Origin of the sequence: Marivita sp. (genome assembly GCF_051251565.1) — a bacterium.
Lineage (GTDB): Bacteria > Pseudomonadota > Alphaproteobacteria > Rhodobacterales > Rhodobacteraceae > Marivita.
The window spans coordinates 139,322-162,938 of record NZ_JBPOFB010000007.1; the positions used below are offsets into that span (position 1 = coordinate 139,322).

Genomic DNA, 23,617 nt, shown 5'->3' on the forward strand with positions numbered 1-23,617 from the left:
CGATGACGCTTGCGCTGATCTGTGGTCAGGGACGGTTGCCACGCATCGTGGCAGATGCGCAGACAGAGCGCCCTCTGATCTGCGTGTTGGCGGGGTTCGAACCTGACGGGCTTGTTGCGGACCTGACCTTTTATCTTGAAACGCTGGGCACGCTTCTGGACACGCTTCGGGCGCGCAGTATCACCCGTGTGTGTTTGTGCGGGTCCATTCGCCGTCCTCCGATTGATCCTGCGCGTCTGGACACGAAAACTGCGCCGCTGGTGCCGCGCCTGCAAATGGCGCTGACTTCGGGTGATGATGGCGCGCTGCGCATCGTAATGGAGCTGTTCCAAGAGGCAGGCCTGACAATTGCTGCCGTAGATGAACTGGTGCCTGATCTTTTGCCCGCAGAGGGCGTGCTGACCTTTAAATCCTACGCCCCCCAGAACAGCACTGAGGCCCGGATGGGTGAACGCGCCGTAGCCGCCATGGGCGCGCGCGATGCGGGGCAGGCCTGTGTTGTGCGGGGCGACACGGTGCTGGCCCGTGAAGACGCGGCGGGCACGGATGCGATGCTCAGACGGTTGGCACGGGACCGCAACAGTGGGGGCGGTGATTTCCTCACCAACCCGATCAACGCTGCCAGCGACATGTTCGGCGGGCTTTTGGGCGATGCCACCGATTGGCTGACCGGTGGGACGTCGCCCACCGAGGGCGGCATCCTGTTCAAAGCCCCTAAGCCTGGGCAGGACCGGCGCGCGGATCTGCCCGTCATCGGTGGGGGCACACCCGACGCCGTGGCCGCCGCGGGGCTGTCTGGCATCGTGATCGAAGCCGATGGTGTGATGATCCTTGATCGCGCCAAGACCGTGGCGCGGTGCGACACGCTGGGCCTGTTCCTGTGGGTTCGGGAAAAGAGCGCCTGATGCGGGTCTTTGTCGTCGCTGGAGAAGCCTCGGGAGACAAGCTGGGCGCGGCTTTGATGTCCGGTTTGCGCCTGCACGCGCCGGGTGTGACGTTCGAGGGTATCGGTGGCGACCGTATGATCGGTGAGGGGCTGCACAGCCTGTTTCTGATGGATGAAATCTCGATTATGGGCATCACCGAGATCCTGTCGAAGTACCGCGCGCTCAAGGCGCGCATCCGGCAAACGGCGGATGCGGTGCTGGCGGCAAAACCCGATGTGCTTGTCACCATCGACCTGCCGGAATTCGGTCTGCGGGTGGCCAAGCTTGTCAAGGAACGCAGCGACATTCGCACCGTGCATTACGTCGCTCCAACCGTGTGGGCGTGGCGACCGGGACGGGCGAAAAAGATGGCCCGCCACATTGATCAGGTTCTGGCCCTTTTGCCGTTCGAGCCGCCCTATATGGAAGCCGCTGGCATGCGCTGCGATTTCGTCGGTCACCCGGTGGTGACCGATCCCGTTGCATCGCAAGCTGATGTGACCGCGTTCCGGGCCCAGTTTGGGATCGGAAACGCGCCGTTGGCTTTGATCCTGCCAGGGTCGCGTCGCAGCGAGGTGTCGCGCCTTTTGCCGATCTGTTCAGAGGTGGTCGCACGCCTGCACGCTGCTCGCCCGGACCTGAGGTTTGTGCTTCCCGTCGCACCCAATGTGGCCTCACTGGTTGAGGCGGCGATCGACACATGGCCTGTCAAGCCCGTGATCCTCAATCCAACGCAAGAGGGGATGGCGTCCAAACTCGCGGCTTTTGCAGCGGCGGATGTGGCGGTTGCCGCGTCCGGCACCGTGTCGCTAGAGCTTGCGGCGGCAGGCACACCAATGGTGATCGCCTATGACATGAACTGGCTGAGCCGTCAGATCATCGGACGTTTGCTGCTGGTGGACACAGTGACACTGGTCAATCTCGTGTCTGAAACTCGCGTGGTGCCTGAATTTATCGGGGCCCACTGCCTTCCCGACCCTATTGCACAGGCGGTGCTGAACATCCTCGACGCGCCAGACACGCAGGTTGCGGCGATGGCACTGACCTTGCAGCGCTTGGGGCAGGGCGGGCTGCCTCCGGGGGAACGTGCTGCGTTGGCGGTTCTGGACGGGCTGAAACGCAACGAGGGTGGAACCGTCTGATTCCACCCCCGCACTTTTGATCCAAGATCTTGCTTACTGGCGCTGTTCTTCCAGCGCGGTGATTTCGTCAAACGCAGCCGTAAAGCCCGATAGGGACATGGTCACGGTCACACGCTGGTCGGGTGCCAAAGCCGGAACAATGGTCACATTGGCGGCGTTGCCACGGCGGAACGCCGCGACGTCTTCGGCGGTAAAGCCAACCCGCGAATAGCAGCCAACGGTGGTGCAGAACGAAAAGTCATAGCGCTTGGCCTGGCCGGAATCGACGCGCACATTTAGCTTTTCGGTGAGCAGGGTTTCCAGCGGCACAACAAAGGTGCCACCTGCCGCAACCTGACCGGCATTCACAAGGCGGAAGATGCTGACTTCGGCCACGTTGCCCCCGTTCTCATCCTTGAGAAGCTGGTACATCTGGCAGGGCTCTGTGCCTTCGCTGACGCGCAGACATTGCACCGCCCAGTCCCCGTGTGTGGCTTTGACATAGGTATTGTCATCCTGTGCAACAGGATCAACCACCGCTTCCCCGGTGTCCAGAACAGACAGATCCGCGGAAGGAGCCGGCGTTGGTACTGCGGGCGCGTCTTCGGTTGCTGTCGTCTCTTGCGCCAGTGCGACGCCTCCCAAGGTCAGTCCAACAATCGTGGTCAGAAGAAAAAGGCGTTTGGTCATAAAGTCCTCTCCGAAACATCGGTCACGTTTGAAGTTGCGTTATCATGGGTGACACAGAGTGTCAGGTCCAAACGCAAAGAGTTGATCCGCGATGCGGCGGTTTCTTGCGTCGTTGCCGATAAGGTATTTCAGGAACGCTGGGTTCATGTGATGAAAGAGCATTGCATAGGAAGGCATTGAAATGAAAAGGGAAGATGTGTTGACCACATCTCCCCTCATAGCTCCCTGTCGGACTGACCGACTATTATTGAGGTGACGCTACGAAATGATGCCCACAGCGTCAACAGGCAAAATTCAAACCCGAATTCACAAAAAAGGCCGCGCTGTCACGCGCGGCCAGTCCAACAGGGAGGAATGTTTGCACGGCAAGAGGATCAAAACCGTCCAAACAAATACAGACTGGCGACAAGAGGTTAAGATTGTATGTTCGGACCCGGAACAGATGGACAAGGGAATGGGTATGGAAAACGGTGTCTTTGTTGGTGGTGGGGGCGACGGCTACGGCGTCAAGCAATGGTTGCGTCTGGATTTTGCCAACAGGCACGGACTTGTTGCTGGGGCCACGGGCACCGGGAAAACCGTGACGCTGCAAATTCTAGCCGAAGGCTTTTCCGCCCAGGGGGTTCCGGTGTTCATGTCGGACGTCAAAGGCGATCTGTCCGGTCTGGCGAAACCCGGCAGCGCAGAGTTCAAGCTGCACCAACCCTTCACCGACCGCGCCCAAACGATTGGTTTTGACGATTTTGCTTACCGCGCCTTTCCGGTCACCTTCTGGGACCTGTTTGGCGATCAGGGACATCCGATCCGCACCACGGTCGCGGAAATGGGGCCGCTTTTGATTTCGCGCTTGCTGGAACTGTCCGAGGCGCAGGAGGGCATCCTGAATATCGCGTTCCGGGTTGCCGATGAAGAAGGCTTGCCGCTTCTTGACCTCAAGGACCTGCAATCCATGCTGGTCTGGCTGGGTGAAAACAAGGACACCGTGTCCTTGCGCTACGGCAATATCGCGGTGCAATCGGTGGGTGCGATCCAGCGTCGTCTGCTGGTTTTGGAAAATCAGGGGGCCGCGGATTTCTTTGGCGAACCGGCGCTTGATCTACGTGACCTGATGCGCGTTGATGCGGACGGTCAGGGGCAGATCAACATCCTTGCGGCAGATAAATTGATGGCCTCGCCGCGCCTTTATGCGACCTTCCTGCTTTGGCTCTTGTCCGAGCTGTTCGAAGAGCTTCCCGAGGTGGGTGATCCTGACAAACCCAAGCTGGTGTTCTTTTTTGATGAGGCGCATCTGTTGTTTGACGGGGCGCCCAAGGCATTGGTCGACAAGGTGGAACAGGTCGCCCGCCTGATCCGGTCTAAAGGGGTGGGCGTGTATTTCATCACCCAGAACCCTGATGACATTCCGGAAGATATTCTTGGCCAATTGGGCAACCGCGTGCAGCACGCGCTGCGGGCCTTCACCGCGCGGGATCGCAAGGCATTGCGTATGGCGGCGGAGACCTACCGCGAAAACCCGGCCTTTGACACCGAACAGGCGATCCGCGAAGTCGGCGTGGGCGAGGCCGTAACCTCGATGCTGGAACGCAAGGGCATTCCGGGCGTTGTCGAACGCACGCTGATCCGGCCACCATCGTCACAGCTCGGCCCCATATCGCCTGCGGAACGTGGCGGTGTCATTGGAACAAGTGATCTGGGCACGAAGTATAAAAACAGGCTCGACCGTCAGTCTGCCTACGAAATCCTTGCCCAACGCACCAAAGACGCGGCGGTGGCTGCCGCAGCGGCAGAGACCAAAGAGGTCGATCTGGACGTTGCTATGCGCGAATACACGGCCGGGCGGCGGTACACCGGCGCAAGGGTGGGGCGGTCGACCTCGCAACCGGCACGCACCCGGTCCAGCCGCAACAGCGAAAGCATCGGCGAGGCGATTGCGAATGTCGTGGTCAAGGAACTCAAGGGCACAACGGGTCGCCGCATCGTGCGCGGTATACTGGGCGGGCTGTTCAAAGCGCGGTGAGCACTGGTTCTTTGCGGGTCTGCGGGCTAAGTGGAGGCACCATGCCAAGACGAAAGCCCACACATGCCAAGTGACATCAGAACCGACGCCGACATCGCCGCTGACGAACGGCGCTCGGGCGCGCGCACCATTCGCAAGGTGGGGCCGTACCTGTGGCCCGTGGACAAGCCATGGGTCAAGCGCCGTGTCGTGATCGCAATTGCCTGCCTGATCATCGCCAAGGTGGTGAACGTCATGGCTCCGCTGTTGTTCGGTAAAGCGGTGGATGCGCTGAGCGGTGAGGTGTCAGACCTCATGTTGGGCGGCATTGGCCTGACGCTGGCTTATGGCGTGGCGCGGTTGATGAACGTCGGCTTTCAGCAGTTGCGCGACGGAGTTTTTGCCAAGGTTGGACAACGGGCATTGCGCGCGCTGGCGCTGGAAACCTTTACCCATATTCACCGCCTGTCGATGCGCTATCACATCACACGCAAGACAGGTGGGCTTAGCCGGATCATCGAACGCGGGGTCAAGGGTGTCGATTTCCTCCTGCGCTTCATGCTGTTCAGCGTGGGGCCGCTGATCCTTGAACTGACGCTGATCATGGGCTTTTTGTGGTTCTTGCTCGACGTGCGTTACATGGGCGTGGTCATGGTCACCATCGTGATTTACGTCTGGTTCACCTTCAAAGTCACCGAATGGCGCGTGCGCCTGCGCCGCGAGATGAACGCGCAGGACACTGATGCCAACCAAAAGGCGATCGACAGCCTGCTCAACTTTGAAACTGTCAAGTATTTCGGCGCCGAAACCCGCGAGGCCGACCGCTATGACCAGTCGATGGAGCGCTACGAGGGCGCTGCTGTCAAAACAGCCACATCGCTGGCGCTGCTCAATTTTGGGCAGAGCGTCATCATCACCGCTGGTCTGATCACGGTTATGGTCATGGCAGCTTTGGGTGTGCAGAACGGCACGCTGACCGTGGGCGATTTCGTCATGGTCAACGCTTATATGATCCAGATCACCATGCCGCTGAACTTTCTTGGCACGGTCTACCGCGAAATCCGTCAGGCGTTGGTGGATATGGGCGAAATGTTCGACCTTCTGGAACAGCCGCAAGAGGTGTCGGACAAACCCGGCGCGCCCCATGTGCGTGTCTCGGAAGGGGCGGTGCGGTTTGAGGATGTGAAGTTCGGCTATGATCCTGCGCGCTCCATCCTGAAAGGCGTGTCGCTGTATGTGCGTTCGGGTGAAAACGTGGCGCTGGTTGGTCCGTCGGGATCGGGAAAATCCACCATCGGGCGGCTTTTGTTCCGGTTCTATGACGTCAGCGGCGGGTCGGTGAAGATCGATGGTCAAGATGTGCGTGACGTGACACAAGACAGCCTGCATGACGCTATCGGTGTCGTGCCGCAGGATACGGTTCTGTTCAACGACACGATCCGCTATAACATCGCCTATGGCCGTGCGGGGGCCACTGAGGCTGATATCATTGGTGCCGCGCGTGCTGCCCAGATCCACGATTTCATCCTGTCCTTGCCCGAAGGCTATGACACGATGGTGGGCGAACGGGGGCTCAAACTGTCGGGCGGGGAAAAGCAGCGTGTCGGCATCGCCCGCACCCTGCTCAAGAACCCGCCGATCCTCATTCTGGATGAGGCGACATCCGCACTGGACTCCGAAACCGAAGCCTCGATCCAGGGTGCGCTGAAGCTGGCAAGTGAAGGGCGCACGGTCATCACCATCGCGCACCGTCTGTCGACCATCGCCGATGCGGACCGGATTGTTGTGCTCGAAGACGGGCTGGTTGCCGAAGAGGGCACCCATGACGATCTACTGGCGCGGAACGGGCGCTATGCGGCGCTTTGGAACCGTCAGATGCAAGAGGAAGATGCGGCGGCCTGACACGTTCACGGGCATCGACGCTGAGCCTCGAAATCATCGGGACCAAGCGCGTCACCGCATTCGGTCCCGATGATCAGTAAGCCCTATTCAGCGGCTTGCACCGGAAGGTCGCCATCATCGCGGCGGCTTCGGTTCAGCACCTTCTTGAGGTCGTCCAGCTTGGGTGCGCCGGTTTGGCTGTCTTCGTATTCGGTGCCGGGCAGCGGATCATCTTCCCAGACGATTGTCGGTGAAGAGACCTTTTTGGCTGCGCGCTGCAACGCCCAGTCCCGGCCTGCGCGGCTTGCGCTGCCGCCGCCCAGACGGGCCATCAGACGGAACATCCACAACGCGTAGGTGGTGAACCAGACCCGCAACGCCAGCATCGACGGCGTAAAGATCAGGGTCAGTACCGTGGCAATACCCAGACCGAACACCACCGCCGTCGCCAACTGTTTCCACCACAGTGCGGTGGGGCTGTCGATGGAATAGCCGCCACCGAAGAAATCAAGGCTGAGGCCGAACATCATCGGCGCAAGCCCTGCCATGGTCGTGATCGTGGTCAACAGAACGGGGCGAATGCGGTCTTCTGCCGTGCGAACAATCGCTTCGATCCGGGGCATGTAGCGCGAGTATTCCTGATAGGTGTCGATCAGAACGATGTTGTTGTTCACCACGATCCCGGCAAGCGCCACGATCCCTGTCCCGGTCATGATGATACTGAATGTCTGGTCCATCACCAGCATCCCGATCAGAACGCCGGTTGTCGACAAAATCACCGCCAACAGCACCAGAAGCGCGTTATAGAAGCTGTTGAACTGCGCCAGAAGGATGATGAACATCAGACCCAAGGCCGCTGCAAAGGCGTTCATCAGGAACGCGCCGCTTTCTTCCTGTTCTTCTTGGTCCCCGGTCCATTCCCATTCCACACCGGACAGCGGATCGGTGTTGAGCCACTCGGTCAGAACCGCGATCCGTTCGTTGGCATTGACCGGAATGATCCGCGCACCATCGTCAAGAAAACTTTGCATCTCGGACATCGAGGTCTGTGCGGCGCCAAACAGGGCGTAGGTTTCCTCGTTCGAGCTGATGATCTGGCCGCTGTCCGATTGCTGAAGCAAGCCCAGCGTCACATCCGTGTTGTCCGGCCCGTCCATTACAACCTTGCTCAGACCGACCAGCACATCCGCTTTCACGTCAAAATAGCGCTTTTGGTCGACGCGGTTGATCTCGGCCAGTTTGGCCACCGGCTGGCGCGTGATGAAGTTGGAGAGCGGCACAAGCCCGTCTTCGGTGCGCACCCTCAACGTGTCCAGCGTCGACAAAAAGCGGTCTTCTTCGGGCAGGCGCACGCGGATGTCGATCTCTTCGTCCGAGCTGGGCACCCGCATGGTATCAAGCAGGATGCCGCGTGTCACAAGCTGCACCATCGCGCCAACGGTGGCCACATCCGCGCCATAGCGACCGGCCTTTTCGACGTCGACGTCGATTTGCCAATCGATACCGGGCAGGGGGCGCGTGTCTTCTATCAGCGTCAGACCGGGTGTGTTTTCGAACCGCTGACGCGTGGTTTCGGTCACCGCCAGCAAAAGGTTCCAGTCATCCGCTTTAAGCCGCAGATGCACCGGCTTGCCGCTGGCGGGACCCTGTTCAAGCGCTTTGATCTCGACCTCGATCCCCGGCAGGGTTTGAGCGGTGGCGTTCAGCTCTTCAATGATGAGATTGCCATCCAAGTCGGGACGGTCAGCGCGGTCTTCCCACGGGATCGTCTCGAACTGCACTTGCCCGATGGTGTCACCGGGAATTGCCGCGCCACTTGCATCGGTGTTCAGCCCGCCGTCACCGGCAAAGGAAAACGCGTTTATGACGCCGGGATGCGCCAGCACGATGTCTTCGACCCGCCGCACCAATGCGTCTTTTTCTTGCAGGCTCAGGTTGCCGCGCGCACGCACATAGGCAATGGCCTGTTCGGGTTCGGATTCCACAAAGAATTCGACGCCGTTGCTGTTTTCGCCGAAATACATGAACACGCTGACGACAAAGCCAAGCACGGCAGCGATCGACACAATCGGCATGATCGGGTTGCCGGCGATGAACTTGATGAAATAGCCAAACAGCGTCCGCCGTCGGTGTCCGTCAATGCGGTTACGCTTCCACGAGATCGACGCGGCATCCAGCACGATCGACGCCAACACGGACGCGATCAGGAACAGCGCGATCCCCGGCAGATGCGCGGCAAGCCCGGTGCCGATGGGCGGGAACAGGAACCCCGGCTCCAGCAGCATCAGTGCGCCCGCGAACAGCATGAGCAATACAACCGGCACCATTGCCACGCGCACCGGCCAAGTTGCCTTGGCCTTCAATGCGGTCGATGCCCCGTCCAGCATCCGCGAAAACCGGCCCGTGACGCCACCCATAACCGGCAGATAGACCAGTGCCACAACCAAGGAGGCGGACAGAACAAAGATCAACGTGACCGGCAACATGCCCATGAATTCGCCCGGAACACCGGGCCAGAACAGCATTGGCAGGAACGCGCATAAAGTGGTCGCAGTCGAACTGACGATGGGCCAGAACATCCGCTTGGCGGCCTCGACATAGGCCGTCATCGGGCCGGAGCCTTCTTTGATGCGCTTGTCGGCGTATTCAACCACCACAATCGCGCCGTCCACCAGCATGCCCACGGCCAAGATCAGGCCGAACATTACGATGTTGGAAATGCTGACACCCATGATCGTCAGGAAGACAAAGCACAAAAGGAACGAGGTCGGGATCGCAAAGCCCACCAGAAGTGCGGCGCGCAGGCCAAGGGCGGCCAAAACCACGATCATCACCAACGCAACAGCCGTCAGAACAGAACCTTCAAGCTGCCGTACCATACTGTCGACGATGCGCGATTGGTCATTCGAGCTGCCCACCTGAACAGCAGCGCGCAGTTCGGGCGGCCAACCAGCTTCGGCTGCGGCAACTTCGGCTTTGACCAGCGTGGCCGTGTCGATCAGGTTAAATCCCTTGCGTTTGACAACTTGCAACGCAAGCGTCTTTTCCCCGTTGAACCGGGCCGTACCCTGACGGTCTTCAAACGTCAGGTTGATGGTCGCCAGATCGCCCAGCGTCACAACACGGTCGCCGTTAACCTTGACGGGCAGGTCATACACATCGCTTTGGTCGTCAAAGCTCGAAGGGATCTTGACCGCAAAGGTGCCCTGTTCGCTGCGCAATTCACCAGCAGCAATCAGCTGGTTGTTGTTGCGAACCACGCGGATCAATTCATCCGCAGTGACGTTGTAGCTTTCAAGCCGAAGCGGATCGATCACCACCTCAAGCATCTCGTCCCGGTTTCCGGCAAGCCCGGCCTCAAGCACCGGTTCAAGCGATTCAAGCCGGTCCTGCAAATCCTTGGCCACCCGCGCCATCGTGCGTTCGGGCACCGGCCCGGTGAGGTTCACGATGATGATAGGGAATTCGGAAAAGTTGATTTCGTTGATTGAATACTGTTCAGCCCCTGCGGGGAAATTGGCCTGAGCCTTGTTCATCGCATCGCGCACATCGGCCATGACCTGGGTTTTGTCCCAGCCAAACTCGAACTCAAGCGCGATCCCGGCATACCCTTCCGCTGCGGTGCCGGACATTTCCTTGAGACCGTCAAGATCGGCCATCTCGGTTTCCATCGGCTTGACCAGCAAGGTCTCGCTGTCGGCTGCCGAAATGCCCGGAAACTGCACGGACACGAAAAGCGCCGGGATCTCGATGTCCGGTTCGCCTTCCTTGGGCAGGGTGTCATATGCAAACCAGCCAATGATCAGTGACAGCGCGATGAATGCCAGCACCATACGGGCGCGTTCCGCAGCCCAGTCGACAATCCCGGTCATTGGATGACCTCTTCAAAGCTGGGTGCTACGGGCACACCGTCGGTTACGAATTCCTGTCCAACGGTGATGACATCGACCTGATCAGGCAGGCCGGTCACATAGATGCCTTCGGGCGCATCGCGCAGGATGGTCACGGGCATGAACAGGGCGGCGCTTTCGGCGTCGATGGTGCGCACCCCAAGCGTGCCTTCGTCGTTGAGTGTCAAAGACGAAGACGCCAGAACATGCGCCATTTCGCCCCGCGACTGGATCAGAATTTCTGCCGTCTGACCATCGCGGATCGCAAGATCCGAGTTTGGCACGGTCAATTCCACGCGAAACGTGCGGGTGGTCGGATCCGCCGAGCGGGACAGAAAGGTCACACGCGCCTGCACATCGGGCCCTTGGTTCAACCGCGCGCCCGCGATGGCACCGACCTCAACGCGGTTTACCTCGTTTTCCGGTACAAAGCCCACCACCTTGATGGGATCAAGCTGGATCACCGTCGCGCACAAACCGCCCGGTTGCAGCAAGCTGCCCAATTCGGCGGTGTCGGTTTCCAGAACGCCTGCAAAAGGGGCTGTGATCCTGAGCCGGTCAATCTCGGTTTGGGCGCGATTGACAGCCGCTTCGGCGCTTTCGATGCTGGCCTGAAGCGATTCCAGACCCCCTTTGGCGGCAGCAACACCCGAGTCGGCGGTCGTGATCGCGGCTTGTGCGCTTTGAACGCTGGCTTCCGTGTTTGCGACGCGGGTTTGGCTGGCAAACCCGTCCTCGCTCAGTCGGGATGCGGCGGTGGCATTGATGCGCGCCTCTTCCAGCCGCGCCTGTGCCTCGGCCAAGCGCGCTTGTGCTTCTGGAATGCGGGCTTCGATCTCGGGGCGGCGGGCCTTGGCTTCGGCCAGACGCGCCTGTGCTTCGGCAAGGCTGGACTCGCGGGTGCCGGGGTCAATCGTGCACAGGTCTTGGCCTTCTTGCACAAACGCGCCTTTGCGCAAGGGCGGTGACACGATCTTGCCGCTCACCTCGGCCACAACGGATACAAAGCGCGTTGCTTGGGTTTCGCCACGAAGACGCACCTGCGTGTCAACTTCGCGTGCAACAGAGCGTTTCGCCATAACGCGCACGACACCTTCGGCAACCGCTTCTGCGGCGGGGATGTCATCGGTGAAAGGCTCCGTGACTGCTGGGTCATCCGCGGCCACTGCATCGTCGCGTGGGCTCAGGTCGGTCACCAGCGCAAAAAACCTGTCACGTTCAATGACAAGGCCGAACAGCACGGCTGCAACCAGGCAGGCGGTGATAAGGGGAACAATTCGCATCAGAGGTAACCTTGTGCCTGCACGTCTATCATTGCTTGGGGCTGCCAACGCAGACCGGTGATACCGAAACCCATCCTGTCAGCAGACAAAATGTATACGGTGAACTAATCGGTTTAGATTACAGAAGGTGCCAAGATTTTCAAGATGAACCGATCGGTTCAGTGTGGAAAGGCACCGATTTGCACTCCGGCAGCGCCATTTTTCGGCGCAACCCTACTGGGAGTGTCACATGTGGTTCCTTATACAGATGAAAAGCCCTGCTTGGCACCTGAGCCGCAGCGCGGTATGAGGGGCGACATTCAGGTGTGGTGTGGACCAAACACACGTCAAGAGGGGGCTTTCGGGTGAGCGATACAGACAGCTTTATCGACGAGGTAACCGAAGAGGTTCGGCGCGACCGGCTTTTCGGGGTTATGCGCCGCTATGGCTGGATTGCGATTCTGGCGGTCCTGCTGCTCGTAGGTGGAACGGCCTACCGTGAATATTCCCGCGCCACCCAATCGGCACAGGCGCAAGCGTTCGGTGATGCCATCCTTGTCGCTCTTGAGAACGATGCCGCCGCTGATCGCGTTGCGGCGCTTGACCAGATCGATGCGCCCTCGGTTGAAGGTGCGGCCGTTCTTGACATGTTGATCGCCGCCGAAGAGGCGCTGGATGGCAATGGCACAGCGGCCGCCACCCGGCTCAATGCCACCGCCATCAATGGCGAACTGCCCGAGATTTACCGCCAGATCGCCAGTTTCAAGGCGCTGACCCGTCCTGAAACGCCTTTGGGCGCTGAGGAACGCCGCGTGGCCTTTGAAGCGATGGCTACCCCCGGCGCGCCGCTGCGCCTGTTGGCAGAAGAACAACTGGCCCTTCTGGACATCGAGGCAGGCGACACTGATGCGGCGCTGACGCGCCTCAACGCGCTGCTCACGGATTCCGAGGTCACAGCAGGCTTGCGCCGACGCGCGTCTCAGTTGATTGTGGCGCTGGGGGGCGAGATCGCGGCGTCCTGATCGGCAAGCTCAAAGAGTACCGACACGGCAAAAAGACGAGGGCAGGGCAGTGCAAGCAAAACTTATCGTAGCAAGCGTGATTGCGACCGGTGTTCTGGCTGGGTGCGCGGAACGCGAAATCATCCTGCCCGGCGAACGTCTTGGTGTACGGGAGGTCTTGCAAGAAACGCAAAGCACGCCGACCGAGGCTTTGACCAACAGCACGATCCCTGCCAATGTTCCGGCGGCAACGAACAACGCGTCGTGGGCGCAAAGCCATGTCAGCCCATCTGCCCGCACCACCAACGCGGCGCTGGCTGCTAACCTGACGCCGCTCTGGTCGACCTCGATCGGACAAGGCGATAAGCGTCGCGCGCGGATCATCACCGATCCCGTTGTTGCGGATGGCCGCATCTTTACCATCGACAGCGCAGGACGCGTGTCCGCAACTTCGACCAGCGGGCAAGCGCTTTGGTCCTACAGTCTTGTGCCGCTGCGTGATGACGCTTCGCAAGCCTTGGCGGGTGGGTTGGCTTATGACAGCGGTCGGCTTTATGTGACATCGGGTTTTGGCACGCTGACCGCCGTTGACGCATCATCCGGCGCGGAAATCTGGACCCAACGTCTTGACGCTGCGGCCACAGGCGCGCCCACCGTGTTTGGCGACCTGGTTTATGTGGTTGCGGGCGACAGCACCGCTTGGGCGGTTGAGGCTGATGATGGCCGCGTGCGTTGGCAATCCGACGGCTTGGGCGACATCGGCAACGTGGCCGGGGCGGCGCCGCCTGCGGTGAATGACAGCCATGTGGTGTTTTCGTTTGGCAGCGGCGCTGTGCAGGGCGCGTTCCGTCAGGGCGGTCTGCGTCTTTGGAGCGCGGACATCGTTGGCGCGCGCAGGGGCTTTGCCATTGCCTTGGTGGATGACATCACCGGCTATCCGGTGATTGAGGGCAACACTGTCTACGCGGGCAACCATTCGGGCCGCGTTGTTGCGCTGAACGTCAATTCTGGCGAACGCCGCTGGACGGCGCAGCACGGCGCGCTCGATCCGGTCTGGCCTGCGGGCAATTCGGTATATCTCGTATCCGATCTGAACGAGTTGATCCGTCTTGACGCCGATGACGGCACACAAATCTGGTCGGTGGACCTGCCGGGGTATGAACCCGTCCGCCGCCCGCAGCGCCGCCGCGATTCTGCCTTTACCAATCACGGGCCGATCATGGCAGGCGGTCGTCTTATCGTGGCATCGTCGGACGGGCTGATCCGGTCCTTTGACCCGGCTTCGGGCGACCTTGTTGGTCAGACCGAAATCCGGGGCGGGGCCACAACCCGGCCTGTAGTGGCGAATGGGGTGCTTTATGTCGTCTCGACCAATGGTGTTTTGCACGCTTATCGCTGACCCCTTTCACAGGCGCAGGAAATAGGCTAGGCGAGCGGCTTGATATCACACCGAGCCCAAGTCGGAGCCCTGCGCGCCCATGTCCTTTACCCTCGCCATCGTCGGTCGTCCCAATGTCGGCAAATCGACCCTGTTCAACCGACTGGTCGGCAAACGGCTTGCTTTGGTCGATGACCAACCGGGTGTGACCCGCGATCTGCGCGAAGGTGCTGCACGGCTGGGGGATCTGCGCTTTACCGTGATCGACACCGCTGGTCTGGAGGAGGCCACTGACGAAAGCCTGCCAGGCAGGATGCGCAAGCTGACTGAACGAGCGGTGGACATGGCTGATATCTGCCTGTTCATGATCGACGCCCGTGTCGGCGTGACGCCCGCTGACGAAGTACTGGCTGAAATCCTGCGCAAACGCGCCGCCCATGTAATCCTTGGTGCCAACAAGGCCGAAGGCAACGCCGCCGAGGCGGGTGTTCTCGAAGCCTACGGCTTGGGGCTGGGCGAACCGCTGCGCATCTCGGCTGAACATGGCGAAGGCATGCCGGATCTGTATGCGATGCTGCAACCGCTGGCTGACGTGTTCGACGAACGTGCCGAAGCGGACGCACCTGAAACCGAAGTCGATGTGGGCGAAGACGATCCCGACGCGCCCCGCGCCATCACCAAGACCAAGCCCTTGCAAATCGCCGTCGTCGGCCGCCCCAACGCAGGCAAATCGACGCTGATCAACAAGATCATCGGCGAAGACCGCCTGCTGACAGGCCCCGAGCCGGGAATCACCCGCGATGCGATCTCGGTGCAGACGGAATGGGAAGGTGTGCACATGCGCATCTTTGATACCGCCGGAATGCGCAAAAAGGCCAAGGTTCAGGAAAAGCTTGAAAAGCTGTCTGTCTCTGACGGACTGCGCGCGGTGAAATTCGCCGAGGTCGTGGTTGTGTTGCTGGATGCAGCCATCCCGTTTGAAAGCCAGGATCTGCGCATCGCTGATCTGGCCGAACGCGAAGGCCGCGCCGTGGTGATCGCGGTCAACAAATGGGACACCGAGGATGACAAGCAAGACAAGCTGAAGATGCTGAAAGAGGAGTTTGAACGCCTCTTGCCACAGCTGCGCGGCGCGCCTTTGGTGACCGTTTCGGCGAAAACCGGGCGCGGTCTGGACCGTTTGCAAGCCGCCATCATCAAGGCGCATGACATCTGGAATCGCCGCGTGACCACGGCGCAATTGAACCGCTGGCTGGGTGGGATGATCGAACAGCACCCGCCCCCCGCACCGCAGGGCAAACGGATCAAGCTGCGCTACATGACACAGGCGAAGACCCGTCCGCCGGGTTTTATTGTCATGTGTTCACACCCCGACAAGATGCCCGAAAGCTACAAGCGCTATCTGGTGAACGGCCTGCGCGAAGATTTCGACATGCCCGGCACTCCCATTCGCCTGACGCTGCGCGGGCAGGGCGACAAGAACCCCTACAAAGGCCGCCGCGAAAAGAACGCTGGTGCGTTGAAGAAGCATTTGGGAAAGGGACGTGGGTAGGTCGTAGCGGTCAGATTTTCATAAAAGCGTTCGGGACGCTACCTACTCAAGCTGTCTAACATCTCCTTGCAGATGTGATCCCGCGCTTCAATATCGTCCGAATTAGCGACCCATGCATGGTCTACAACCAAATTGCCAACAGCAACGATCTGTTTCGCGATTTCCTGCGGAGTAGTCTCGTCAATACGTCCCTCCGTCCAATCATGAAAGGCCGATGAATAACGGACTACGGCACCGCTGGCCGACAGCTCGACGGTTCCTCCTTCTGCAAAGAAGGTCAGCGCATCTCCCATCTCTTCGCCGATGAGTCTCAAACGTGCTCCAAGTCGATGTTTGAGAATTGCGACAAAAACTATCGCTGCTGAAAAGGTGAATTTATCGACAAGTACGCCGACCTGACGGTCGTTTGCGCCTTCCGAGATTGCGTCGATCAAAGGCATGGTCCGAAGAAAATCGCCGCCAGTATTGCCTCGCACATCAATGATAAGGGGAGTATCAGGACGGGACCTGACGCGATCCGCTGCCCGGGATACCGCATTTGATAGGTCAGTGTCGCCAAGATCGAAGAAGCTCGGAAGCACCATGAGCAGTCCAAGATGACCGAAATCCACAACCTCAAGATAGGTTTTGGGGGTCCAATGCGCGTCGGCTTTTCCATGTTCGTTTCGAGGATACAGCGAAGACGCGAAAACCAATTTTCCAGTATCCGGGGTGATCCGGTTTATCTGTCCAGTGGCGTCTCGTAGACGGAATTTAAGTGTGCCGCTGCCAGAGACTACGTCCAAGCTGGCCAATGCGCTTGGCCAGACAAACAGGATTGGTCCAATGACACGTTCTCGCTGTCTGGTCCCTGAAAGCAGGTTCCGTGATATGGCTTCGATTTCGCAAACGGCAATGCCATTTATGGAGATCAATTCGCTGCCAATTGCAGCGCCTGAATCGAAAGGGGCGCCAACCAGTCGCACACTGTGACCGATGGTGACAAACCTGTAAGGCAGAATCGAGATGGCAGTATTAGGGATCAGACGCGTGTGTCCATTCCTCGGCAGGGCCAGAAGCCGCATCAGTGAAAGGAGAAACTCGTCCTTTGCGTTCTTTAGTGCAGCCTGGCGGGCGTCTCGAATGTGGTGATCCAAGTCCTCACGAGCGATTTCTCGGAAGCTGGGATCGGTTGCAAGAACCGTTCTTTCTATTTCCTCTAGATCATGGATCAATGACATTGGGGCAACGCGCAAGCATGTAGGTGACAATGTCTAGCAGGTTTCACACGAAACTACTCTCGCACCAATCACCCTCCCAACAAAAAACGGCGCACCCCAAGGTGCGCCGCTCTTTTTTACCGCTTGGTAAAAGTCAGTTCGCCGCTGCCAGCTCTTTCGGCAGACGGAAGGTCCAGAGCGTGCCGCCCTGGTTCAGGTAGTTGACCTTTTTGGCCACTTCCCCGCCCCACAGCGGAACCGCACCACCCCAGCCAGAGATGACCGAGACATACTGCTCGCCGTCCTGATCCCAGGTGATCGGCTGACCCACGATGCCCGAGCCGGTCTGGAAGGACCAAAGCGTTTCGCCGGTCTCGTCATCCAGCGCCAGGAACTTGCCCTCGGGGGTGCCAAAGAACACGAGGCCACCAGCGGTCGTCATCACACCAGACCAAAGCGGCGCTTCGTTCTTGTATTCCCACTTCCATTCGCCCGTGTCAGGATCAATCGCCTTGAGCGACCCGATATGGTCTTCGTAGTTCGGTTTGATGGTAAAGCCGGAGCCAAGATAGGCCGCGCCCTTCTTGTAGGTGATCGGCTCGTTCCAGATATCCATGCCCCATTCGTTGGACGGCACATAGAAATTGCCGGTCCGCTGCGAGAACGCCATCGGCATCCAGTTCTTGCCACCGAGGAAGCCCGGAGACGAGAAAACTACGTCGCCTTTCTTGCCATCGGCAGAGGCGGTGGGATCACCGGGGCGGTTGTCCTCGACAAAGACCGGGCGCCCGTCATCACCGATGTCGCTGGCCCAAGAGATGTCCTTTACGAACGGATAGGCATCGACGAACGCGCCGTCTTCGCGGTTCAGGACATAGAAGAACCCGTTCCGGTCGGCGGTGGCGTAACGCATGTTGCCGGAACGGTCGACATAAGACACGACCTCGTTCACGCCGTCATAGTCCCAGCCTTCACGCGGTGTGGTCTGGTAGTGCCACTTGATCTCGCCGGTGGCCGGGTCGATCCCGATACGGCTGGCGGCGTAGAGGTTGTCACCTGCGTTGCCATCGGTTGGCGTACCCGCATTGCGCAGGTGGCTGTTCCACGGCGCGGGGTTGCCCGTGCCAAAGACCAGAGTATCCGTGTCGGCGTCGTAAGAACCGCCAAGCCATGTGGCACCGCCACCGGTTTTCCACATATCACCCGGCCATGTTGCGTTAAGCGTGCCGGTCATCGTGCTTTCTTCGCCATTGAGCATGCCCATATGGCCTTCGATTACGGGACGGTGCCAAACCAGATCGCCCGTATTCACGTTGCGTGCCTGCACAGAGCCAACGATCCCGAATTCACCACCCGAATTGCCGGTGATGACCAAATCCCCCACAACCAGCGGGGCAGCCGTGTAGGAATAGCCCGCTTTGTAGTCGTCGATCTTGTCGCGCCACACCACATCACCGGTCTTGTAGTCCAGTGCCACGATCCGCGCGTCCAATGTGCCAAAGATCACCTTGTCGCCCGCCAATGCTGCGCCGCGATTGATTACGTCACAGCAGGGCAGGATGCCTTCGGGCAAACGGGCATCGTACTGCCACAGCTCTTCGCCGGTGTTCAGGTCAATCGCGTAAAGGCGCGAATAAGACCCTGTGATGTACATGATGCCATCATAAATCAGCGGTTGCGTTTCCTGGCCGCGCTGCTTTTCGCCCCCAAGGCTGAACGCCCAGGCAGGAACAAGGTTCTTGACGTTGTCCTTGTTCAGCGTGTCCAGCGGTGAGTAGCGCTGCAAATGCCGACCCATCCCATTGGTCACGACCTGATTGGTTATGGTCTGGTCATTGGCCAGCATCTCTTCTGTCACACCCGCTGCAAATGCGCCTGATGCGGCGAAGATGCTGGCTGTAACGGCGGCAACAAATCTGTTCATCCGTATTCCTCCCGTGAACGTACAGTTGCAAAGATCCAGATGCACACCGGCGCACATGGACGATTGTTGGCAGTATAAGGATAACCAAACGCCGTTGTACGCGACTTGTGTCGTAAGACCTTTTGGAGATTGACAGGACTTTGGTCGTAATGTTCTGCGAGTCGACGTCCAGAAGGCAGAGCCTTTGTTTGGGCTTACTGACTTTGTGTGTGTCAGACTTTTCCGACAAAATAGCAGACTTAACCCTGCGACTTCCTACCGAGGGTTTTGGCACAGTTAAGTTACTGTGTTTGCCATTTAACCCAGAAGGTCAAAAACCGATAGTTTTTTATGCGTGTTGGCCTGCGCCGCTTCAAGTCCGCGTTCATGAGTTGGCAGCGCAGAAAAGTTCTGTGCTTCAGGTGCCCTTGATATATCGGCAGGTTCCTGCGGAAATCGACTTTTCGATGAAGCCGTCATAATGGCCTCTCGTAAAGACAGTGACCGGGTCTTCGAATCCAAAAATCTCTTCATCAAGCATAGAAATCCCAAGATCGACAAAAAAGTACGTGCCGTCGTCTGTATGTGCGATCTTCTGCGACAATGTTTTTAAAGCGACAAAGTTTTCGTCAATCACCCCGGTAAAGAATGGAATACCGTTGATATTCAGATTTTCCTGCGAATCCGTCATGATGAGTTCAACAACCTTGCCGTCTTCATAAGCAACATTCGGCATCCATTGCGTATACTCAATTGACGGGTCGCTCCGAAGTTCAGTTACACTGTCCTTGCCCCCGAGGAATTGAAGAAACTGCGGCATTGCGCTAAGGCGCTGTGTTTCACGAGCCGGCCCGATTTTCGCGGCCACCTCTTCTGGGCTGTCACCAAAACGAATTGGGCCGACACCCACCAACGGCTCTATTGTCCAGTCCATCTTCATATGCTCCTTCGCTCTGTGCGATTTACGGCCTTAGATCACGCCTGCTGCGCTGAGGCAGGCCATGTAAGCGCCAGCTTCCGTCAATGCTTCGTTGTATTTTCCGGGAAATTGCACAGCAATCACACCAGCTTCCATGAGAAATGCACCCTCTACGCCAACTGTGTTTATGACGGTTTGCATGAAACTCCGGTAGGCAGGGCCACGGCTTCCGTGCCCTATCGTGGCCATGTGATCGGCTCGATCCATTTGGATTGCAATGCCTGCACTTTCGGACAGTCCGCCCATGCGTTTCGGGGGCATGTGATGTCGCTCAGTCACGCCGCGTTGCGCTCCTAATCGACTGTATGCTCCGCCGCTGTATGGTGGTGGTCTGGCACCATTCCCACCAAATGCTGCGGCGCATGTCTGCTGGTTGAGCGGACAATTTCTACAGTTGTTTCGGCGCCACTGTTCAAATCGTCTGCGCCCATTGCGATAAACTCTGTAAGCGCGAGCTGCCACACGTCCGACACGCGCCACCGCGGCACCGGCTGATGCAAGAACAGCCCGTCCTGCAGGGCTCGCGAGCACGCGTGCCGCGGCTAAAACGAGGGGCACAACCATTTAAATACCCACATTGCTCAGGGCAGTAGCATCCATACGCTGAAACTCCGCCATCATGCGATTCATATTTTCGTCTGGCGTGCGCTTTCCATCCTGAAAACCAGCCAATACATCTGCATCACCAGCAATCGCATGATTTGTGATCAGCATGAGATATGACCAACAGGCGAAAGACGCATCTTCTTCAAAGCCTATGGCCTGACCAGAGGACAATGCGGCTGTAATGGTCGCATCAATTTGCGCCGGGGTGAACTGCGCACACATTTCCGGGTCAGAACCGTAAAGAAAGGTCCGCATGTCAGCCAAGATTGCCTGATCGCTCGCACCGCCAATGCGTGCAGCGCTCTCGATAGAAATCTTAAGGGGGCCGCGAGAGGAGGAAGTGCTTCGATTGGAGAACTCCATCCACGCTTCATTGGCGGGGCAGAATTCCGGGGATGGCATGAACAGTATTCTGCTTGCCGGTCCAAACAAACGCGCACGCTCTGTCGCGTCGAGCGCAATAAGGGTTTGTGCCATGACATTGGCATCGGCGTGCCGAAATAAAACCATGTCATGTGTTGCGGCCGACGCGCTTTTGTCTTCCGCGTTGGACGTCTCCCCCTGCGTATCTTGGGGTGCGAACGGGTTCGGAACGTCGGGATCATCCTGCGCGATTTCATCTTGCGCATTGCTGTCATCAAGATCTGGCTTTGGGTCCATTGCATCGATGGGATAGAGCACCATGTTCAGCCCGCGCAGATGCTTGTAAAGTGCGTCTTCGCCCGCGTCGCATTGCCAAAAGACAGCTGCAGGTCTTCCGGAAAGCAAATCGAAAAGGGCGGTCACAGTTCCAGCGTGATCCCGGTTGGGGGCCATTTCGTTTTGTTCTGTTAAAACAACAAGGTGCGGCGCGGTGATAACGCGCTGTGGATCATTGTCACCTCGGTCCAGATACAGCGAGCGAGACCTGAATCCTTTCTGCAAAAGCAGGGTCGGCAGATTGTCGAATTGTGCTCCGTCGAGTAGCGCGAACAGAGGTGTACGATTGGACGCGAGAGAAGATAAATGAGCCTCAAAGGGGTTGCGTCTTTCCTGAAGTGGCCCGAGGTGCACTGATGCCGCATCCGAAAGCTTTGACAAGAGGTCACTGGCCAGGCCCAGTTCCGCGCCGTCATCGAAGTCTTCGGGAAATCGCTTACGCGAGGTGACACTCTCTAAGACGTAGTCTGTCTCGAAGATGTAATCTCTGAGCGCGCTTTCGGCTTGCTTGTCGTCTTCCGCTAAAACCGCGATCGTACAATCACTTACGCGGATGCCAGTCCCATTGTTTTGGCTAACAACACACTCAAAAACAAACCGCGTTTTGGTCATCTGCTCAATGGTCTCATTTTGAAAACGGTTAGATGGCCAGTCTTTTTTGGCGAACTCGATAACGGAATACATCAGTAAAATGCGTCTATGCGAAAGATAAGCATTCCCTAGTCGCCGGTCAATAAAATAGAGGCGCCCCCGCGGCGCGCCAAGTTTCGCTGACGTTGCGCACGGCAAGCATTGATGCGCTAAAGCGGGCGCCAGAAATTTCGCTTGGCATCACCGTTTGGGCACTAAGACGATTCATATTGGACCCATCACGGAAAGACGGAAATTTCGCTGGATTTTCAACATAAACCGCACAACATTTTGTACTCGGGTGCCACTCGGTCCAAGGACAGCACCTCTTGGTGCCGCCCCCAATCCCTGCTTCACTTCGAAATGGCCGAATTGTCCTGTGTTGTGATGGATATAAGATAAGCAAGGATGAAATCCTGCACGGTGCGATCTTCAATCCCGACATGGCGCATCTTGGTGCCGGGCATAAACCCGTCATTGTCCTCCATCCACGCCCGCAAGGCGGCGGTGGTCCACACAATGCCCGACGCGGCAAGCGCGATTGAATAGTCGTAATCCTCATAGGTCCCGGCACCGCGTCCTACGATATTCTCAAGCGGAGGCCCGTAGGACGCATCTGTCGGCTCGATCGCGTGACAGCGGCGGCACTCTGCCTCGAAAAGCGTCTTGCCTGCGTCGATCTTCACCTGCTCAAAAGTGATCTCGCTGGCAAAGGCCGGAAAAGCGCACAGGCTTGCGGCTGCGATAAGGGCAAGGCGTGTCATGGGGTGGTCTCCTTTATGCTGATGCCTCAGCGTAAGAACGCCACGAACCAGCCAATATGATCCACATCAACACATCCTCTGCGTGCCCACATCCTTTGGTCGTATTTTCGCAAGAAAAGCCGCTGTTACTGTGGGGGCAGTCATTCTGGGAGGACATGATGAGCTTACTTTCAACCATCCGTGCGACCTCTGCCGCGCTGGTTCTCGTCGCTACAGGCGCTTTTGCCGAAACACCCGTTCTGCGCGCTGCGGTACTGGAATTCGGCACAGTGAATTGGGAACTCGACACCATCAAACACAACGGGTTTGACATGGCACAGGGGTTTGATCTTCAGGTGCAGGGTGTCGCAGGAAGCTCTGCTGCGCAGGTCGCCTTTCAGGGCGGCGAAACGGACGTGATCGTGTCTGACTGGCTCTGGGTTGCGCGCCAACGGGCCGAGGGCAAGGACTTTATCTTTATCCCGTATTCCAAGGCGGTCGGCGCGTTGCTGGTGCCGGAAGGCAGCGCAGCCACATCGCTGACAGACCTCAAGGGCGGCAAGATCGGCATTGCCGGTGGCCCGCTCGACAAAAGCTGGTTGATCCTGCGCGCCTATGCCGAAAAGATGCACGGCATGGACCTTGTCACCGAGACCGAACAGGTCTTTGGCGCACCGCCGCTGATCTTCAAGACAGGCCTTCAGGGTGAATTGGATGGTGCGATCAATTTCTGGCATTTCCTTGCCAAAATGGAAGCTGGGGGCATGAAACCCCTTATCACTGTGGACGCCGCTGCGCGTGAACTGGGCCTTGATCCCGAAACACCGCTTCTGGGGTATGTCATGCGTGGGGAAACCCTGCGGGATCATCCCGAACTGGTCAAAGGCTTGGCCGCTGCAAGCCGGGCTGCCAAAGATCTGCTGGCCAGCTCTGACGCCGAATGGGACCGTTTGCGCCCGCGCATGAATGCCAAGACTGATGCCGAGTTTGGGGCGCTCAAGGCCGGGTTTCTACAGGGCATCCCCGCAGATGCCGCGGTCGATGAAGAGGCCGCCGCGCGTATGTTGGCGCTTATGGCCGAATTGGGCGGAGAAAAGCTGATCGGGGCCGCGACCACACTGCCCGAGGGCGTTTTTGTCCAACCCGGCAGTTGATGTGACC

17 protein-coding genes are annotated in these 23,617 nt (G+C 58.6%); 8 read left to right on the plus strand and 9 right to left on the minus strand.

Annotated elements, in window-relative coordinates:
• The first annotated feature begins 2 nt into the window (after positions 1–2).
• Positions 3–905, plus strand: a complete 903-nt coding sequence (locus ACSHXH_RS11715) for an LpxI family protein (RefSeq protein ID WP_435671980.1) — start codon at positions 3–5, stop codon at positions 903–905.
• Positions 905–2,068, plus strand: coding sequence for a lipid-A-disaccharide synthase (gene lpxB / locus ACSHXH_RS11720; protein ID WP_435671981.1), 1,164 nt, complete (start codon positions 905–907; stop codon positions 2,066–2,068). Before ACSHXH_RS11715 ends, lpxB begins: the two co-directional genes overlap by 1 nt.
• 33 nt (positions 2,069–2,101) lie before the next feature.
• Here lpxB and ACSHXH_RS11725 read toward each other — a convergent pair whose 3' ends face one another.
• Positions 2,102–2,737: an invasion associated locus B family protein gene (locus ACSHXH_RS11725; protein ID WP_435671982.1), complete on the minus strand. Its 636-nt coding sequence runs from the start codon at positions 2,735–2,737 to the stop codon at positions 2,102–2,104.
• A 460-nt stretch (positions 2,738–3,197) separates the two neighbouring features.
• Here ACSHXH_RS11725 and ACSHXH_RS11730 point away from each other — a divergent pair, with 460 nt between their 5' ends.
• Together ACSHXH_RS11730 and ACSHXH_RS11735 are read left to right on the plus strand one after the other, a co-directional pair.
• A complete protein-coding gene (locus tag ACSHXH_RS11730) occupies positions 3,198–4,754 on the plus strand; it encodes a helicase HerA-like domain-containing protein (RefSeq protein WP_435672026.1) in 1,557 nt (518 codons plus the stop codon).
• A 63-nt stretch (positions 4,755–4,817) separates the two neighbouring features.
• Positions 4,818–6,635: an ABCB family ABC transporter ATP-binding protein/permease gene (locus ACSHXH_RS11735; protein ID WP_435671983.1), complete on the plus strand. Its 1,818-nt coding sequence runs from the start codon at positions 4,818–4,820 to the stop codon at positions 6,633–6,635.
• An 83-nt stretch (positions 6,636–6,718) separates the two neighbouring features.
• Here ACSHXH_RS11735 and ACSHXH_RS11740 read toward each other — a convergent pair whose 3' ends face one another.
• Both ACSHXH_RS11740 and ACSHXH_RS11745 read right to left on the minus strand, forming a co-directional pair.
• The gene (locus tag ACSHXH_RS11740; RefSeq protein WP_435671984.1) at positions 6,719–10,486 is read right to left on the minus strand and encodes an efflux RND transporter permease subunit; all 3,768 of its coding nucleotides are present in this window, start codon (positions 10,484–10,486) and stop codon (positions 6,719–6,721) included.
• Positions 10,483–11,787 carry an efflux RND transporter periplasmic adaptor subunit gene (locus ACSHXH_RS11745; RefSeq protein ID WP_435671985.1) on the minus strand — a complete coding sequence of 435 codons (1,305 nt, stop codon included), beginning with the start codon at positions 11,785–11,787 and terminating at the stop codon, positions 10,483–10,485. The genes ACSHXH_RS11740 and ACSHXH_RS11745 overlap by 4 nt, the downstream gene beginning before the upstream one ends.
• A gap of 344 nt (positions 11,788–12,131) precedes the next feature.
• On the opposite strand from ACSHXH_RS11745, the gene ACSHXH_RS11750 reads away from it, so the two are divergent.
• The 3 genes from ACSHXH_RS11750 to der all read left to right on the plus strand — a co-directional run bounded on the left by ACSHXH_RS11750 (position 12,132) and on the right by der (position 15,697).
• On the plus strand, positions 12,132–12,788 hold the full coding sequence (locus tag ACSHXH_RS11750; protein WP_435671986.1) for a hypothetical protein: 657 nt from the start codon (positions 12,132–12,134) through the stop codon (positions 12,786–12,788).
• A 49-nt stretch (positions 12,789–12,837) separates the two neighbouring features.
• Positions 12,838–14,166: a PQQ-binding-like beta-propeller repeat protein gene (locus tag ACSHXH_RS11755; RefSeq protein ID WP_435671987.1), complete on the plus strand. Its 1,329-nt coding sequence runs from the start codon at positions 12,838–12,840 to the stop codon at positions 14,164–14,166.
• 79 nt (positions 14,167–14,245) lie between these two features.
• The gene (der, locus tag ACSHXH_RS11760) at positions 14,246–15,697 is read left to right on the plus strand and encodes a ribosome biogenesis GTPase Der (RefSeq protein ID WP_435671988.1); all 1,452 of its coding nucleotides are present in this window, start codon (positions 14,246–14,248) and stop codon (positions 15,695–15,697) included.
• Positions 15,698–15,735: 38 nt separating this feature from the next.
• On the opposite strand, the gene ACSHXH_RS11765 is transcribed toward der, so the two are convergent.
• The 6 genes from ACSHXH_RS11765 to ACSHXH_RS11790 all read right to left on the minus strand — a co-directional run bounded on the left by ACSHXH_RS11765 (position 15,736) and on the right by ACSHXH_RS11790 (position 22,477).
• Positions 15,736–16,917, minus strand: a complete 1,182-nt coding sequence (locus ACSHXH_RS11765; RefSeq protein WP_435671989.1) for a peptidase S41 — start codon at positions 16,915–16,917, stop codon at positions 15,736–15,738.
• A gap of 133 nt (positions 16,918–17,050) precedes the next feature.
• Complete coding sequence (locus ACSHXH_RS11770; RefSeq protein ID WP_435671990.1) at positions 17,051–18,820, minus strand: PQQ-dependent methanol/ethanol family dehydrogenase; 1,770 nt, start codon at positions 18,818–18,820, stop codon at positions 17,051–17,053.
• A 397-nt stretch (positions 18,821–19,217) separates the two neighbouring features.
• Positions 19,218–19,733 (minus strand): hypothetical protein, encoded by a 516-nt coding sequence (locus tag ACSHXH_RS11775; protein WP_435671991.1) that lies wholly within the window; start codon positions 19,731–19,733, stop codon positions 19,218–19,220.
• A gap of 36 nt (positions 19,734–19,769) precedes the next feature.
• Positions 19,770–20,057 carry a hypothetical protein gene (locus tag ACSHXH_RS11780; protein WP_435671992.1) on the minus strand — a complete coding sequence of 96 codons (288 nt, stop codon included), beginning with the start codon at positions 20,055–20,057 and terminating at the stop codon, positions 19,770–19,772.
• 285 nt (positions 20,058–20,342) lie between these two features.
• The gene (locus tag ACSHXH_RS11785; protein WP_435671993.1) at positions 20,343–21,767 is read right to left on the minus strand and encodes a DUF4123 domain-containing protein; all 1,425 of its coding nucleotides are present in this window, start codon (positions 21,765–21,767) and stop codon (positions 20,343–20,345) included.
• 299 nt (positions 21,768–22,066) lie between these two features.
• On the minus strand, positions 22,067–22,477 hold the full coding sequence (locus ACSHXH_RS11790; RefSeq protein ID WP_435671994.1) for a c-type cytochrome: 411 nt from the start codon (positions 22,475–22,477) through the stop codon (positions 22,067–22,069).
• Positions 22,478–22,632: 155 nt separating this feature from the next.
• Here ACSHXH_RS11790 and ACSHXH_RS11795 point away from each other — a divergent pair, with 155 nt between their 5' ends.
• Positions 22,633–23,610 (plus strand): ABC transporter substrate-binding protein, encoded by a 978-nt coding sequence (locus ACSHXH_RS11795; RefSeq protein WP_435671995.1) that lies wholly within the window; start codon positions 22,633–22,635, stop codon positions 23,608–23,610.
• Positions 23,611–23,617: the final 7 nt, after the last annotated feature.

Coding starts and splice junctions, on each gene's coding strand:
- ACSHXH_RS11715 (WP_435671980.1), top strand. CDS start 3: ATGACGCTTGCGCTGATCTGTGGTCAGGGACGGTTGCCACGCATCGTG.
- lpxB (WP_435671981.1), top strand. CDS start 905: ATGCGGGTCTTTGTCGTCGCTGGAGAAGCCTCGGGAGACAAGCTGGGC.
- ACSHXH_RS11725 (WP_435671982.1), bottom strand. CDS start 2,737: ATGACCAAACGCCTTTTTCTTCTGACCACGATTGTTGGACTGACCTTG.
- ACSHXH_RS11730 (WP_435672026.1), top strand. CDS start 3,198: ATGGAAAACGGTGTCTTTGTTGGTGGTGGGGGCGACGGCTACGGCGTC.
- ACSHXH_RS11735 (WP_435671983.1), top strand. CDS start 4,818: ATGCCAAGTGACATCAGAACCGACGCCGACATCGCCGCTGACGAACGG.
- ACSHXH_RS11740 (WP_435671984.1), bottom strand. CDS start 10,486: ATGACCGGGATTGTCGACTGGGCTGCGGAACGCGCCCGTATGGTGCTG.
- ACSHXH_RS11745 (WP_435671985.1), bottom strand. CDS start 11,787: ATGCGAATTGTTCCCCTTATCACCGCCTGCCTGGTTGCAGCCGTGCTG.
- der (WP_435671988.1), top strand. CDS start 14,246: ATGTCCTTTACCCTCGCCATCGTCGGTCGTCCCAATGTCGGCAAATCG.
- ACSHXH_RS11765 (WP_435671989.1), bottom strand. CDS start 16,917: ATGTCATTGATCCATGATCTAGAGGAAATAGAAAGAACGGTTCTTGCA.
- ACSHXH_RS11770 (WP_435671990.1), bottom strand. CDS start 18,820: ATGAACAGATTTGTTGCCGCCGTTACAGCCAGCATCTTCGCCGCATCA.
- ACSHXH_RS11775 (WP_435671991.1), bottom strand. CDS start 19,733: ATGGACTGGACAATAGAGCCGTTGGTGGGTGTCGGCCCAATTCGTTTT.
- ACSHXH_RS11785 (WP_435671993.1), bottom strand. CDS start 21,767: ATGTATTCCGTTATCGAGTTCGCCAAAAAAGACTGGCCATCTAACCGT.
- ACSHXH_RS11790 (WP_435671994.1), bottom strand. CDS start 22,477: ATGACACGCCTTGCCCTTATCGCAGCCGCAAGCCTGTGCGCTTTTCCG.
- ACSHXH_RS11795 (WP_435671995.1), top strand. CDS start 22,633: ATGATGAGCTTACTTTCAACCATCCGTGCGACCTCTGCCGCGCTGGTT.